Genomic DNA, 14,903 nt, shown 5'->3' with positions numbered 1-14,903 from the left:
ATGGGTTTAAATCTTATTTACGAAATTTACAGATAGGTGGGGAACTTATGAGCCCGCTCTCATAGAACAACGCATGACCATTTGATTTGCGGCACCCTGTGGGAGCGGGCTTGTCCCGCGATCAGGCCGGGCCCGATATCACCGTCGCCTGGCAAGGGCTTCGCCCTTGATCGCGGGACAAGTCGGACCGCCGCACCGCCGCTCCCACTGGGGCAGCATTGGCCGCTTGTTCTCTGCGCGACAGCGCAGCCCGAAGGGCTGGGTAATCTCCTGCAGGACATCCGAACATTCAATTTGCCATATATATGAATTTGCGTATATTCGCAGCACCACTTGCCAGGACCCTCCCATGCTCACCCCAACCGATTTCTTCAAATGCCTGGCCGATGAAACCAGGCTCCGCGCGCTGTTGCTCATCCTCGAACACGGCGAACTGTGCGTCTGCGAATTGATGTGCGCCCTGGCCGACAGCCAGCCGAAGGTCAGCCGCCACCTGGCCCAGCTGCGCAGTGCCGGCGTGCTGCTCGACCGCCGCCAGCGCCAGTGGGTGTATTACCGGCTCAACCCCGAGCTGCCGGCCTGGACCGGCGTGGTACTGACCACGACCCTGTCGGCCAATGCCCCATGGCTCAAGGCCGACAGCGCCCGCCTGCACACCATGGATGGCCGCCCCGTGCGCGCCGCCTGCTGCTGAGGAGCTGATCGATGCTGCCTGCCGCTACCGTCTTCGTGTTCACCCTGGTCCTGGTCATCTGGCAACCCCGCGGCCTGGGCGTAGGCTGGAGCGCCAGCCTGGGTGCCTTGCTCGCCTTGCTCGTCGGCGCAGTGTCACTGCACGACATCCCCACGGTGTGGGCGATCATCTGGAATGCCACCGCCACCTTCATCGCCATCATCATCGTCAGCCTGTTGCTGGACGAGGCAGGTTTCTTCGAATGGGCAGCCCTGCACGTGGCCCGTTGGGCGCGGGGTGATGGGCGACGTCTGTTCGCCTTCATCGTGCTGCTCGGGGCGGCGGTCTCGGCACTGTTCGCCAACGACGGCGCGGCGTTGATCCTCACACCGATCGTCATGTCGATGCTGCTGGCACTGCGCTTTTCTCCTGCGGCCACCCTGGCGTTCGTGATGGCCGCTGGTTTCATTGCCGACACCGCGAGCCTGCCGCTGGTGGTGTCGAACCTGGTGAACATCGTCTCGGCCGACTATTTCGGGCTGGGCTTCAACCAGTACGCAGCGGTGATGCTGCCGGTCAACCTGGCCGCCGTTGCAGCCACCTTGGTCGTGCTCTACCTGTATTTCCGCCGTGACATTCCGCTGCGCTATGAAGCGCATGATCTGAAGAGCCCGGCCATGGCCATCCGTGACCGAGCCACCTTCCGCGTTGGCTGGCTGGTGCTGGTGGCATTGCTGGCAGGCCTGTTCATCCTCGAGCCTTTGGGCATCCCCATCAGCGCCGTGGCTGCCGCCTGCGCAGCGGTACTGTTCGCCGTTGCCGCCCGTGGCCATGTGATCGCTACCCGCCGCGTCTTGCGCGAAGCGCCCTGGCAGATCGTGGTGTTTTCCCTGGGCATGTACCTGGTGGTCTACGGCCTGCGCAACGCCGGGCTGACCGATTCGCTCACCGCCCTGCTCGACCGCCTGGCCGCCCAGGGCCTGTGGGCCGCGACACTGGGCACAGGATTGATTTCGGCGTTACTGTCCTCGGTGATGAACAACATGCCCAGCGTGCTGATCGGCGCCTTGTCCATCCACGCCAGCGAAGCACAGGGCGTGGTGCGCGAGGCAATGGTGTACGCCAATGTCATCGGCTGCGACCTGGGCCCGAAGATCACGCCGATCGGCAGCCTGGCCACCTTGCTGTGGCTGCACGTGCTGGCGCGCAAGGGCGTGCGTATCACCTGGGGCTACTACTTCAAAGTCGGCATCCTGCTGACCTTGCCCGTGCTGCTCGTCACCCTCTGTGCCCTGGCCCTTCGCCTGAGCCTCTGACCCTGGCGCGTCACCATGCGAGTCCTGTTCATGTGTACCGCCAACAGCTGCCGCAGCATCCTCTCGGAAGCGATGTTCAACCACTTGGCCCCGGCAGGCTTCGAAGCCGTGAGCTCGGGCAGTTTTCCCTGCGGCCTGGAACGTATCGGCAGTATCGACTGAGTAGATCGGCAAGCTCGACGTGAACCTGCGGGTCGGCACTGCGACATGTTCATGTCCTAAAGTGAAGAGCATTACGTCGCCGGACATCAAGTTTGCGAGGACCCCGATGAGAAATGCTGGCCACGCCTCTTCCTCGCCCTCTCGCCAGACGCTCCAGGCCATCCCCCGTAGCGTCTGGGCCCTGGGGTTCGTGTCGATGTTCATGGACATTTCCTCGGAGATGATCCACGCGCTGCTGCCGCTCTACATGGTCACGGTATTGGGTACCTCGGTGGTGGCGGTCGGTTTCATCGAGGGGGTGGCCGAGGCGACGGCATCGATCAGCAAAGTGTTTTCCGGCGCGCTGAGCGACCGGCTGGGCAAGCGCAAGCTGCTCACGGTGCTGGGCTATGGCCTGGCGGCGCTGACCAAACCGGTGTTCCCCCTGGCGTCGGGGTTGGAGTGGCTGGTCGGAGCGCGCTTCGTCGACCGGATCGGCAAGGGCATCCGCGGGGCACCGCGAGACGCGCTGATCGCCGATATCACCCCGCCCGGGCTACGGGGTGCGGCCTTTGGCCTACGCCAGGCGCTGGATACCGTGGGCGCCTTTCTCGGGCCGTTGCTGGCGATCCTGTTGATGTGGCTGACGGCCAGCCATTTCCAGGCGGTGTTCTGGATAGCCGTGCTGCCAGCCTTCCTGGCCTTGTTCGTGCTCATCGCCTTCGTTGGCGAACCCGAGGCTTCCAGCAGGCCGGCCCCGGTGCGCGCCCCCTTGGCGGTCAAGGAACTGGCCCGCCTGGGCCGGCGTTATTGGCGGCTGATCATCCTGGCGACGGTATTCACCCTGGCACGCTTCAGTGAAGCCTTCCTGCTGCTGCGAGGCCAGGCCATGGGCCTGCCGGCCTTGTGGGCGCCCGCTGTGCTGGTGCTGATGTCGCTGGCCTATTCACTCTCGGCCTACCCCGCCGGCGCCTTGTCGGACCGGGTCGGGCGCCGGGCGATGCTGATGATCGGCCTGGGGCTGCTGGTGGCCGCCGACCTGGCCCTGGCATGGGCACCGGGTTGGCTGGGCCTGGGATTGGGCGTGGTGTTGTGGGGCCTGCACATGGGCTTTACCCAGGGTATCTTCAGCGCGCTGATCGCCGACAGCGCACCGGCAGATTTGCGCGGCACCGCGTTCGGCATGTTCAACCTGCTGTCCGGGGTGGCGCTGCTGGTCGCCAGCGTGGTGGCCGGCCTGCTCTGGGATGCCGCCGGCTACCAGGCCACGTTCCTGCTGGGCGCCCTCTTCGCCGCGGCCACCCTCGCCGGGGTGGCCCTGTTGCGCGGCGCCATCGACCGCTGACAGAACTAGGCCAGCGTGCCCTCGGCCGCTTGCTGCTCGAACAACGACCAGCCGCCCTGGCCATCGACTTCCAGCCTGTGGGTGTGGAACGCGGCCAGTGTGCTGCGGTGGCCGACGCTCACCAGCAAGGTGTCGGGCATTTCGTTGCGCAGCAGTGAATAGAGCGCATGTTCAAGCCCCTCATCCATGGCCGAGGTGGACTCGTCGAGGAACACCACCTGCGGCCGGTTGAACAACAGCCGGGCGAAGGCCAGGCGCTGTTGCTCACCGACCGACAGGATGTGCGACCAGTCGCAACTCACGTCCAGGCGCTCGGCCAGGTGGGCCAGGTTGACCTGGCGCAAGGCTTGCTGCATGCGTGGGTCATCCTCGACAGCACCGGCCGCCGGGTAGGCGATGGCGGTGCGCAGGTCGCCCAGGGGCAGGTACGGGCGCTGGGAGAGGAACAGCGCACGGTTGCCCAACGGCCGCGCGACCTGGCCCTCGGCATAAGGCCACAGGCCTGCCAGCGCTCGCAACAATGTGGTCTTGCCACTGCCGGAGGGCCCCTTGATCAACAGGGCCTGACCGGTCTGCAGGCGCAGTTCGAGGTCGGCAATCAACGGGTGGCCATCGGGGCGCAGTACCTGCAGGCCACGGATATCCAGCGCCTGGGCCTGGTCTTCGGTGGTCACCCGCGGCAACGCGCCGGCCTGCTGGTTGGCGTCGATGAAGCCGGTCAGACGGTCCAGGGTGGCGCGGTACTGGGCGAAGGTGTCATAGGACTCACGGAAGAACGACAGCGAATCCTGCACCTGGCCGAACGCCTGGGACGTCTGCATGACGTCACCGAGCTTGATCGCGCCGCTGAAGAAGCGCGGCGCCTGCAGGATGAACGGGAACACCACCGCGACCTGGCTGATCCCCAGGTTGAAACCATTGAACTTCAGGCTCCGGTAGACCAGCGCCCAGACGTTGACGATCAACGCGCCGAAGCGCCCCAACAGCGTGCCCCGCTCCACCTGGGCCCCTTGGTAGAAGGCGATGTTCTCGGCATTCTCGCGCAGGCGCATCAGGGCATAACGGAAGTTGGCGGTGAGTTTTTCGTTGAGGAAGTTCAGGCGGATCAACGGGCGCCCGAGGCGGAAGGCGATCCAGGTCGCGACGATGACGTAGAGGTACACAGCGAACACCATCGCCCGGGGAATCTCCATGCCCGCCAGCGTCAACGGTGCGGAAAGCCCCCACAAGATAGCGGTGAAGGCGACCAGGGAAACCAGCGCGCTGACCGCCCCCAGGGCCAGGGATACGGAACCGGTGACGAAGGCGTTGACGTCCAGTTCGATACGCTGGTCGGGGTTGTCCACCGGCTCGGCGAGAAAGCGCCCGCGGTAGTAGGCATCGCCCTGCATCCAGTCGGCGGTCAGGCGTTCGGTCAGCCACACGCGCCAGCGGATGCTGAAGGCCTGGGTCACGTAGTAGGTGAACAGCGAGCGCAGCACATGGATGGTGGCTAATACGGCAAATACGCCCAGCAGGTACCAGAACGCCGTCTGATCGAGGGCTTGCAGGGCGCTGTAGAAACCGTTGTACCAGAACGAGAACAGCACGTTCAGGCGCACTGAAAACAGCGTCAGCACCAGCAACAGCGCGAACACCAGCAAGGGGCGCCAGCTGCGTCTGAAGTTGAAATAGGCGCCGGCGAGCTGCCAGAACTGCCGCCCCCAACGGGTGAAACGCACCGCCAGGGCGCCAGCGGCGGCAAAGCCGGCCAGGGTGAAGAGAGAGGCGATTGCGAGCCAGCTCAGGCTCTCCTGCAGGGCCTGGTGCCAGTTCATGTCCATGGTGACTTCCATACGAATGCGGGTTGTCTGGCGAGCGTAGCATTGCCCCCGGATTCGTCAGGCATATATGACGGACTTTTCATCTTTTGCGGCCAGGCCCAATCGCCGGCAAGCCGGCTCCCACAGGGTGGCCGCCTTGCACAGTCGCCGGCGATTGGGCAGCACCGCGCTAGGCCAGCGCCTCGCGCACCAGCGGATGCAGCTCGGCCTGCGGGTTGGCCTGCGACCATTCCCCCAGCTGCCGACGCATGGCCGGCGTCCAGAAGCTCTGGATGTGCTGCCTCACCCCCTGCACCGCCAGCGCCCGGTCGGGCTCGCTGGCGAAGTACTGGGCGATCTGGTTGGCCATCTTGACCAGGCTTTCATGACCACTGCTCATCGGCGCACCTCGGCTTTCTCGGCTTGGCGGCGTTCCTTGAGCAGCCGCTGCTGTTCATCGCTGAAGGCCTGGTAGCGCTTCTGCCATTCGGACGGCTGGAACACCCGCACCACTTCCACCGCCGTGACTTTGTACTCAGGGCAGTTGGTGGCCCAGTCGGAGTTGTCGGTGGTGATCACGTTGGCCCCGGACTCGGGGAAGTGGAACGTGGTGTACACCACGCCCGGCGCCACCCGATTGCTGACCTTCGCGCGCAGCACCGTCTGCCCTGCCCGGCTGCCCACACCGACCCAGTCGCCATCGCTGATGCCACGGCTCTCGGCGTCGGTCGGGTGGATCTCCAGGCGGTCCTGGGCGTGCCAGGCGACGTTCTCGGTGCGACGGGTCTGGGCACCGACGTTGTACTGGCTGAGGATACGCCCGGTGGTCAGCAACAGCGGGAAGCGGTTGTTGACCTTCTCGTCGGTCGGCACGTAGCCGGTCAGCATGAAGCGGCCCTTGCCCCGCACGAACTGGTCGATGTGCATGGTCGGCGTGCCGTCCGGCGCCTCGTCGTTGCACGGCCATTGCAGGCTGCCGTGGCGGTCGATCTCGGCGTAGCTGACCCGGTGGAAGGTCGGGGTCAGGCGCGCGATCTCGTCCATGATTTCCGAGGGGTGACGGTAGTCCATCTTGTAGCCCAGCGCATTGGCCAGGGCCACGGTGGCTTCCCAGTCGCCCTTGCCGGCCAGCGGCTCCATGACCTTGCGTACCCGAGAGATGCGGCGCTCGGCATTGGTGAAGGTGCCGTCCTTCTCGAGGAACGAGCTGCCCGGCAGGAACACGTGGGCGAACTTGGCCGTCTCGTTGAGGAAGATATCCTGCACCACCACGCACTCCATAGCCATCAGGGCGGCGGTGACGTGCTGGGTGTTGGGGTCGCTCTGGGCGATATCCTCGCCCTGGCAGTAGAGCGCCTTGAAGCTGCCGTCCAGGGCCGCCTCGAACATGTTGGGGATCCGCAGGCCCGGGTCAGGCTGCAGGGTCACGCCCCAGGCCTGTTCGAACTCGCTGCGCACGGTCTCGTTGGAGATGTGGCGGTAGCCCGGCAGCTCGTGGGGGAAGGAGCCCATGTCGCAGGAACCCTGGACGTTGTTCTGCCCACGCAGCGGGTTCACGCCCACGCCTTCGCGGCCGACGTTGCCGGTGGCCATGGCCAGGTTGGCGATGCCCATCACCGCGGTACTGCCCTGGCTGTGCTCGGTGACGCCCAGGCCGTAGTAGATCGCCGCGTTGCCGCCGGTGGCGTACAGGCGAGCCGCTTCGCGGATCTGTTCGGCAGGTACGCCGCAGACCGGGCCCAGCACTTCAGGTGCGTTTTCCGGCAGGCTGACGAAGTCGCGCCAACGGGCGAAGTCTGCCGCCTCGCAGCGGGCATCGACGAACGGCTGGTCGACCAGGCCTTCGGTGACGATCACGTGGGCCAGGGCGTTGAGCATGGCCACGTTGGTGCCCGGACGCAGCTGCAGGTGCAGCTCGGCGCGAGCGTGAGGCGAATCCACCAGGTCGATGCGTCGCGGGTCGATGACGATCAGCCGCGCGCCCTGGCGCAGGCGGCGCTTGAGCTGGGAGCCGAACACCGGGTGGGCGTCGGTGGGGTTGGCACCGATCACCAGCACCACGTCGGCCTGCATCACCGAATCGAAGCTCTGGGTACCGGCGGACTCGCCCAGGGTCTGCTTCAGGCCATAGCCGGTCGGCGAGTGGCAGACGCGCGCGCAGGTATCGACGTTGTTGTTGCCAAAGGCAGCGCGTACCAGCTTCTGCACCAGGTAGGCTTCTTCGTTGGTGCAGCGGCTGGAGGTGATGCCGCCGATGGAATCACGCCCGTACTTGAGCTGGATGCGGCGGAACTCGCTGGCGGCATAGTTGACCGCTTCCTCCCAGCTGACCTCCTGCCACGGGTCGTTGATGTGCTTGCGAATCATCGGCTTGGTGACGCGATCCGGGTGAGTGGCATAACCCCAGGCGAAGCGGCCCTTGACGCAGGCGTGGCCGTGGTTGGCGCCGCCGTTCTTGTCCGGGACCATGCGCACCAGCTGGTCGCCCTTCATCTCAGCGCGGAACGAGCAACCCACGCCGCAATAGGCGCAGGTGGTGATCACGGCGCGCTCGGGCTGGCCGAGCTGGATCAGGCTCTTCTCGCTCAGGGTCGCGGTCGGGCAGGCCTGCACGCAAGCGCCACAGGAGACGCATTCGGACTCCAGGAAGTTGTCACCGCCCGCTGCCGCCACACGCGACTCGAAGCCACGGCCGGTGATGGTCAGCGCGAAGGTGCCCTGGATTTCCTCGCAGGCGCGTACGCAACGGTTGCAGACGATGCACTTGCTCGGCTCGTAGTCGAAGTACGGGTTGGAGACGTCCTTCTGCTCGTCCAGGTGGTTGTCGCCGTCGTAGCCGTAGCGCACTTCGCGCAGGCCCACCTGGCCGGCAACGGTCTGCAGCTCGCAGTTGCCGTTGGCCGAGCAGGTCAGGCAGTCCAGCGGGTGGTCGGAGATGTACAGCTCCATCACGTTACGGCGCAGGTCGGCCAGGCGTGAGGTCTGGGTACGGACCACCATGCCCTCGGTGACCGGCGTGGTGCAGGATGCCGGGTAACCGCGCATGCCCTCGATTTCCACCACACACATGCGGCAGGAGCCGAAGGCCTCCAGGCTGTCGGTGGCGCAGAGCTTGGGAATGGTGGTGCCCAGCAGCGCCGCGGCGCGCATTACCGAAGTGCCGGCAGGCACGCTGATTTCACGGCCATCGATGACCAGGTTGACCTGCACGTCGCTTTCGCGGGCCGGTGTACCCAGGTCGATGTCGCTGGCGGGGTCGAAGAAATTGATCACTGGGCGACCTCCGTGGTGGTCAGACCGAAGTCGGCGGGGAAGTACTTGAGGGCGCTGGCCACCGGGTAGGAGGTCATCCCGCCCATGGCGCACAGCGAGCCGTACTGCATGGTGTCGCACAGGTCATGCAGCAGCAGGGCCTGGTTCTGGCGCTCGGTGACATCGGTGGCGGCGATCAGCCGGTCCACCACTTCCATGCCACGGGTCGAGCCGATCCGGCAGGGCGTGCACTTGCCGCAGGACTCCTCGGCGCAGAACTGCATGGCGAAGCGGGCCATGCTGGCCATGTTCAGGGTGTCGTCGGCGACGACCACGCCCCCGTGACCGAGCATCGCGCCGATGGCGGCGAACGCCTCGTAGTCCATCGGCGTGTCGAAGGCACTGGGCGGCACCCAGGCGCCCAACGGGCCGCCCACCTGCGCCGCCTTCAACGGCCGGCCGCTGGCGGTACCACCGCCGTAGCCTTCCACCAGCTCGCGCAGGGTCAGGCCGAAGGCACGTTCCACCAGGCCGCCCTGGCGAATGTTGCCCGCCAGCTGGAACGGCATGGTGCCCAGCGAGCGGCCCATGCCGAAGTCGCGGTAGAACGCCGAGCCCTTGGCCATGATCACCGGCACCGACGCCAGGGTGAGCACGTTGTGCACCAGCGTCGGCAGGCCGAACAGCCCCTCGAGCGCGGGCAGCGGCGGCTTGGCGCGGACGATGCCACGCTTGCCTTCGATGGACTCCAGCAGTGCGGTTTCCTCGCCGCAGATATAGGCACCGGCCCCGACCCGCACTTCCAGGTCGAAGGCCTTGCCACTGCCGGCGACGTCATTGCCCAGGAAGCCCGCCGCACGGGCGATATCGAATGCCTGGTTCAGCACGCGGATCGCATCCGGGTATTCGGAGCGCACGTAGATGTAGCCCATGGTCGCGCCCACGGCGAGACCGGCGATGGCCATGCCTTCGATCAGCAGGAAGGGGTCGCCTTCCATCAGCATGCGGTCGGCGAAGGTACCGGAGTCGCCTTCGTCGGCGTTGCACACCACGTACTTCTGCTCTGCACGGGCGTCACGCACGGTGCGCCACTTGATACCGGCCGGGAACGCCGCGCCGCCACGGCCACGCAGGCCGGAATCCAGCACGGCGGCGACTACCTCGGCGCCATCGAGCGCAACGGCCCGGGCCAGGCCCTCGAAGCCACCGTGGGCGCGGTAGTCGTCCAGCGACAGCGGCCGGGTGATGCCGGCACGGGCGAACAGCAGCCGCTGCTGGGTTTTCAGGTACGGGATTTCTTCAACCGGCCCCAGGGCCAGCGCATGCCTGGCTGGCTCACCGGCCAGCGCATCCAGCAGGCCAGGCACGTCCTCGACGGCGACCGGGCCGAAGCCGTGGCGGCCATCGGCCTGCTCCACCTCGACCAACGGCTCCAGCCAGTACAGGCCACGGGAACTGGTGCGCTGGATGTCCAGCGGCAACTGCCGGCGTTCGGCCTCGCGGGCCAAGGCCTCGGCGACCTGGTCGGCACCGACGGCGCGGGCGATCGAATCGCAGGAAATGAACAGCTTCAGCATGCTTCGTCCTCCAGGCAGCCATTGACCAGGGAACGCAGGCGTTCAGGGGTGATGCGGGCGTGCAGCTGGCCGTCGAGCTCCAGGGCTGGCGAGCAGGCGCAGGCGCCCAGGCAGTACACCGGCCGCAGGCTGATCGCGCCGTCGGCGCTGGTGCCATGGTCGTCCAGCGCCAGCTGTTCGCGCAGTTGCGCGGCCAACGCCTCGGCGCCACGGCTCTGGCAGGACTCGGCCCGGCACAGGCGCAGGGTGTGGCGTGCCGGCGGCGTGGTATGGAAATCGTGGTAGAAGCTGATCACCCCGCGTACCTCGGCCTGGCTGAGGTTCAGAGCATGGGCGATGTCGGGAACGGCGCCGTCGGGTACATAGCCCGCGCCTTCCTGGATGGCGTGGAGGATCGGCAGCAAGGCACCGGGGGTGTCTTGGAAGCGTTCCAGCACGGTCTGGATCAATGGCAGGTGAAGCGTCTCATCAGGCATACAGCGGACCTCGGCATCACGGACCGACCTGCCTCCCTGGGCAGGCCGCCGGTGTCTTCTGCTGCGGCGCACCGCCCATGTCACGGTTGCATGGTTACGGACGCCCTCCGTGCCCATGGCCATGCGTCTGCGCGCACTGGTTCCCTAGGCATCCTTAAAGCATGGCAGTACTGGCGCTGAAGATTTGCACCCAAGCGACAGGGCTCATCCTGAAACCGACGCGGGGTGCCGGAAGGTTTTTTGCCTGGTGCTGTAGGAGCGGGCTTGCCCCGCGATTGGGCCAGAACAGCCAACCCATCGGCATGACTTTTCGCCGCCATGGCGAATGGATGATTCGCGATTCCAACGGCGGCGATGCTTCTGCTTTTTTTGGGAGGTGTTGGTATGAGGTGGGCGAACAGTCCATTTGCGATGGCGACGCACAGTCACCTTTCCGCCCTTACGGCGGGTCACTTTTTGTCAGACGCGACAAAAAGTAACCAAAAAACGCTGGCTCCTGCATCCGGCCCCTGCGCTTCGCTCCGGGGTTCCCTCGCTCCAGCCTTGCTCCGGTGGGGCGCGGCGAAGGGCCATCCATGGCCCTGCGCCGCTTGCCAGGCATCCATGCCTGGCACCCACCTGCGCAAGGCTTCCTCTCGGCCTCCTGACGTCGCGATTGGCGGCGCCTGGACTATCGCGTAGCAAGAGCAAGAGCATACTGCTGTTATGAATCCTGTGGACGATGACCCAGCCGTTCAGGATGGACTGCCGTGGGGAGCGAGTGGCTAGCGCTGCCCCTGGGAGCGGGCTTGACCCAAATAGCCGATGCCCAATTCATCAGCCCGCAAGCCGCACCAGCCCCCGCAGGGTGCGAATCACCCCAGGGTCCTGCCCTTGCAGTACATCCGCCTGGATCCGCGCGATCACCGCCTTGAGCACATCCGTCTGGCTCATGTGGCTCTGCTGCTGCAACGCTAGAAAATCCTCGGCCACATGCGGGTTGACCTTCATCGACAACCGCCGGGTCGAACCAGAAGACGCCAGCCCGCGCCCCTGCAACTGCTCCGCCAACTCATATGCGAACGCCTCATGGGCCGGCTGCAGGCCCTCCCCCTGGCAACCCTGGGCCAGCATCTGGAAGTAATGCCCGAGGAACAACTTGCGCAAATGAGCACCGGCGTCGCCGCTCACGACATGCATGGCCGCATCCAGGACATCCAGGTAAACCGCGGGCAACCGCGCTTCGATGGACTTGAGCTGCTGCTTGCGCGCCTCGCGTATCGCCGGCGTGGACTGCGGCGGAATGGCCACCACCGTGTCGCAGCCGGTGCAGACGCCCACCAGGATATCCCTGGCCTGCCCCTGGCCATCGCTGAACGGCACGTCGCGGCGCAGGTAACGGGTCTGGACCACCGCCTGGCAACGCTCGCAGAGCGCCGTGCCGGTGTCGCCTTCGAAAAGGATCTTCATGATCTGATACTCACCGATGTACGCTGATGAACCAGGTGTCTGGTTCGATGAAAAAGAACTTGATGTACCAACCATGCCGCTTGAGCAGATGCACATCGATATGCGCGACAGCATGATGGGGGCTGCTGTGATGATGGGTGCCGTTGCATGCGCGAACGATGCCAGCCACCTCCTGCGCCGTCACCTCCCCTGTCGCAAGCAAGTTCTTGACCTCGATATCGCCCCGCGACGCGTGCAGGTAGTTACCTGTTTCAAGCGCCGCGATCACATCGCGCTTGGCCTTCCTGAAGCCATTATTCATAGCCTTCCTTGTAGATACGAAAATCATCGTACAAAAACATGACTGAATCCACCCGCTGGTGAACCGGAGCGACCGACGGTCATGCGAGCCAATACCGGCATGCCGTCAGCACACCCTGGAAACTATGGCCTGATTGTCCGAGCAGCGGCGTCCAACACTGTTACTGGCGTTTGCCAGGTCACTTGATGTGTCCGGTCGATGTGGTCGCTGGGGTGGGGCGGTGATCGTAGGCATCTGGTTGGTAATCGGCCAGATGTCATGAGGGTGTTCTGGCCATGATCGCGCCTTTGTAGGAGGCTCTGGGTCATCGAAAATCTCGCGCGCTTCGTCGTCCCTGCTCCAGCGCTCCCAGGCGAAGCCTCTGCAATCTGGTAAACTACCGCCTCTTTTCCCTGATACTACCGTGCCGCGAGCGGCCATCACACATGCGCCCCACCGGAATCGGTACGGAAACACCTAGCCAAATGCTCCCAGAATCAACCACCAAGCCCGCCGCTACACGCACTGAGCCCTCCCGCCGCTTCAGCGTTGCCCCTATGATGGACTGGACCGACCGCCACTGCCGGTTCTTCCTGCGCCTGCTCTCCAAGTACACCCTGCTCTACACCGAGATGGTCACCACCGGCGCGCTGCTGCACAACGATGCCCAGCGTTTCCTGCGCCATGACGTGTCCGAGCACCCGCTGGCCCTGCAATTGGGCGGCAGTGTGCCGGCGGAGTTGGCGGCCTGTGCGCGGCTGGCGGAGGAGGCAGGCTACGACGAGGTCAACCTCAATGTCGGCTGCCCCAGCGACCGGGTGCAGAACAACATGATCGGTGCCTGCCTGATGGGCCACCCGGCGCTGGTGGCCGATTGCGTCAAGGCCATGCGTGATGCGGTGGGCATTCCGGTCACGGTCAAGCATCGCATCGGCATCAATGGCCGCGACAGCTATGCCGAGCTGTGCGACTTCGTCGGCCAGGTGCGTGATGCCGGTTGCCGCAGCTTCACCGTGCATGCGCGCATCGCCATCCTCGAAGGCCTGTCGCCCAAGGAGAACCGCGAGATCCCGCCGCTGCGCTATGACGTGGCGGCGCAGTTGAAGGCCGATTTCCCGGACCTGGAGCTGGTGCTCAACGGCGGCATCAAGACGCTGGAGGAATGCCACGCGCACCTTGCGACCTTCGATGGCGTGATGCTGGGCCGCGAGGCGTACCACAACCCGTACCTGCTGGCCGAGGTGGACCAGCGGTTGTTCGGCAGCGATGCGCCGATCGTCAGCCGCAGCGACGCGATGGCGCAGCTGCGTCCCTATATCGTCGCGCACCTGCAAAGCGGCGGCGCCATCCATCACATCACCCGCCACATCCTCGGGCTGGGCCAGGGCTTCCCGGGGGCGCGGCGCTTCCGCCAGCTGCTGTCGGCGGACATCCACAAGGCCCAGGACCCACTGGCCGTGCTCGACCAGGCCGCCGAGCTGCTGCAGGGCCGCTGACGGAACCCCGGGCGCGCTTTCGACTCGAACCTTCATTCCCTCGCCCGACCTGCCCCGCCGGCCCTTGAGTGGCCGTCGGGGCTCGGGTAATGTCGAGTCATTGCACAGGACAGAGCACGCCCATGACCTCCAAGCTGGAACAACTCAAGCAGTTCACCACCGTGGTCGCCGACACCGGGGACCTGGACGCCATCACCCGCCTCAAGCCGGTCGACGCCACCACCAACCCTTCGCTGCTGCTCAAGGCCGCGGCGATCCCGGGTTACGCGGACCTGCTCAAGCAGGTGAAGCGCGATGCCAAGGGCAATGTGGACCTGGCCTGCGACCAGTTCGCCGTGGCGGTGGGCTCGGGCATTCTCAAGGTCATCCCAGGGCGCATCTCCACTGAAGTGGATGCGCGCCTGTCGTTCGACGAACCTGCCCTGCTGGCCAAGGCCCGCCAGTTGATCGAGCTGTACGACAAGGCCGGCGTTCCGCGTGACCGCGTGCTGATCAAGCTGGCCTCCACCTGGGAAGGCATCCGCGCCGCCGAGAAGCTGGAAAAGGAAGGAATCCAGACCAACCTGACCCTGCTGTTCTCCTTCGCCCAGGCCCAGGCCTGCGCCGACGCCGGGGTGTTCCTGATCTCGCCGTTCGTGGGCCGCATCTACGACTGGTACAAGAAGAGCACCGGCAAGGAATACGTCGGCGCCGAAGACCCGGGCGTGCAGTCGGTGACGCGCATCTACAACTACTACAAGGCCAATGGCTACGACACCGTGGTCATGGGCGCGAGCTTCCGCAACATCGGCCAGATCGAGCAGTTGGCCGGCTGCGACCGCCTGACCATCAGCCCCGAACTGTTGCAGCAGCTGAGCGACGACCAGGGCCAACTGCCCCGCGTACTCCAGCCGGGCAAGGCCGGTGAAGCCAAGCAGCACTTGAGCGAAAGCCAGTTCCGTTGGGCGATGAACGAGGATGCCATGGGCACCGAGAAGCTGGCCGAAGGTATTCGCCAGTTCGCCCGGGACCAGGAGAAGCTCGAAGCGTTGATGGCTGAAAAGGCCTGATACAAATCTGGCTTGCCCGGCGGGCGGGAAATGTCGAGCATTTTCCG

Annotated in this window: 12 protein-coding genes and 1 pseudogene; 6 read left to right on the top strand and 7 right to left on the bottom strand. The window is 65.4% G+C overall.

All coding sequences use genetic code 11. From position 1 onward, the window contains the following. Positions 1-349: 349 nt before the first annotated feature. From ACXHGZ_RS06685 to ACXHGZ_RS06670, 4 genes and pseudogenes are all read left to right on the top strand, one after another. Positions 350-694, top strand: a complete 345-nt coding sequence (locus tag ACXHGZ_RS06685; RefSeq protein WP_480462977.1) for a metalloregulator ArsR/SmtB family transcription factor — start codon at positions 350-352, stop codon at positions 692-694. An 11-nt stretch (positions 695-705) separates the two neighbouring features. Continuing rightward, on the top strand, positions 706-1,989 hold the full coding sequence (locus ACXHGZ_RS06680) for an arsenic transporter (RefSeq protein WP_480462976.1): 1,284 nt from the start codon (positions 706-708) through the stop codon (positions 1,987-1,989). A gap of 15 nt (positions 1,990-2,004) precedes the next feature. Beyond that, positions 2,005-2,124 (top strand): annotated as a pseudogene (locus tag ACXHGZ_RS06675) (arsenate reductase/protein-tyrosine-phosphatase family protein); the annotation flags it as partial. A gap of 133 nt (positions 2,125-2,257) precedes the next feature. Beyond that, on the top strand, positions 2,258-3,475 hold the full coding sequence (locus ACXHGZ_RS06670) for an MFS transporter (protein ID WP_480462975.1): 1,218 nt from the start codon (positions 2,258-2,260) through the stop codon (positions 3,473-3,475). Positions 3,476-3,480: 5 nt separating this feature from the next. Here the strand turns inward: ACXHGZ_RS06670 and ACXHGZ_RS06665 are convergent, their stop codons facing one another. The 7 genes from ACXHGZ_RS06665 to ACXHGZ_RS06635 form a co-directional block, all read right to left on the bottom strand. Then, a complete protein-coding gene (locus tag ACXHGZ_RS06665; protein WP_480462974.1) occupies positions 3,481-5,298 on the bottom strand; it encodes an ABC transporter ATP-binding protein/permease in 1,818 nt (605 codons plus the stop codon). A 169-nt stretch (positions 5,299-5,467) separates the two neighbouring features. Next, positions 5,468-5,677, bottom strand: a complete 210-nt coding sequence (locus ACXHGZ_RS06660; RefSeq protein WP_224458533.1) for a formate dehydrogenase subunit delta — start codon at positions 5,675-5,677, stop codon at positions 5,468-5,470. After that, on the bottom strand, positions 5,674-8,550 hold the full coding sequence (fdhF, locus tag ACXHGZ_RS06655; protein WP_480462972.1) for a formate dehydrogenase subunit alpha: 2,877 nt from the start codon (positions 8,548-8,550) through the stop codon (positions 5,674-5,676). Before fdhF ends, ACXHGZ_RS06660 begins: the two co-directional genes overlap by 4 nt. Continuing rightward, complete coding sequence (locus ACXHGZ_RS06650) at positions 8,547-10,106, bottom strand: formate dehydrogenase beta subunit (protein ID WP_480462970.1); 1,560 nt, start codon at positions 10,104-10,106, stop codon at positions 8,547-8,549. Before ACXHGZ_RS06650 ends, fdhF begins: the two co-directional genes overlap by 4 nt. Next, positions 10,100-10,582 (bottom strand): formate dehydrogenase subunit gamma, encoded by a 483-nt coding sequence (locus ACXHGZ_RS06645; protein ID WP_480462969.1) that lies wholly within the window; start codon positions 10,580-10,582, stop codon positions 10,100-10,102. Before ACXHGZ_RS06645 ends, ACXHGZ_RS06650 begins: the two co-directional genes overlap by 7 nt. Positions 10,583-11,398: 816 nt before the next feature. Then, positions 11,399-12,031, bottom strand: coding sequence for a hypothetical protein (locus ACXHGZ_RS06640; RefSeq protein ID WP_480462967.1), 633 nt, complete (start codon positions 12,029-12,031; stop codon positions 11,399-11,401). A 10-nt stretch (positions 12,032-12,041) separates the two neighbouring features. Further along, a complete protein-coding gene (locus ACXHGZ_RS06635) occupies positions 12,042-12,332 on the bottom strand; it encodes a hypothetical protein (RefSeq protein WP_480462966.1) in 291 nt (96 codons plus the stop codon). 464 nt (positions 12,333-12,796) lie between these two features. Here ACXHGZ_RS06635 and dusA point away from each other — a divergent pair, with 464 nt between their 5' ends. Both dusA and tal read left to right on the top strand, forming a co-directional pair. Next, positions 12,797-13,807: a tRNA dihydrouridine(20/20a) synthase DusA gene (dusA, locus tag ACXHGZ_RS06630; RefSeq protein WP_480462965.1), complete on the top strand. Its 1,011-nt coding sequence runs from the start codon at positions 12,797-12,799 to the stop codon at positions 13,805-13,807. A 122-nt stretch (positions 13,808-13,929) separates the two neighbouring features. Then, positions 13,930-14,856 carry a transaldolase gene (tal, locus tag ACXHGZ_RS06625; protein ID WP_480462964.1) on the top strand — a complete coding sequence of 309 codons (927 nt, stop codon included), beginning with the start codon at positions 13,930-13,932 and terminating at the stop codon, positions 14,854-14,856. Positions 14,857-14,903 lie beyond the last annotated feature (47 nt).

Source organism: Pseudomonas shiyinii (assembly GCF_056725765.1).
The sequence above is the reverse complement of the archived record's forward strand: the minus strand, read 5'-3'. Positions and strand labels throughout refer to the sequence as shown.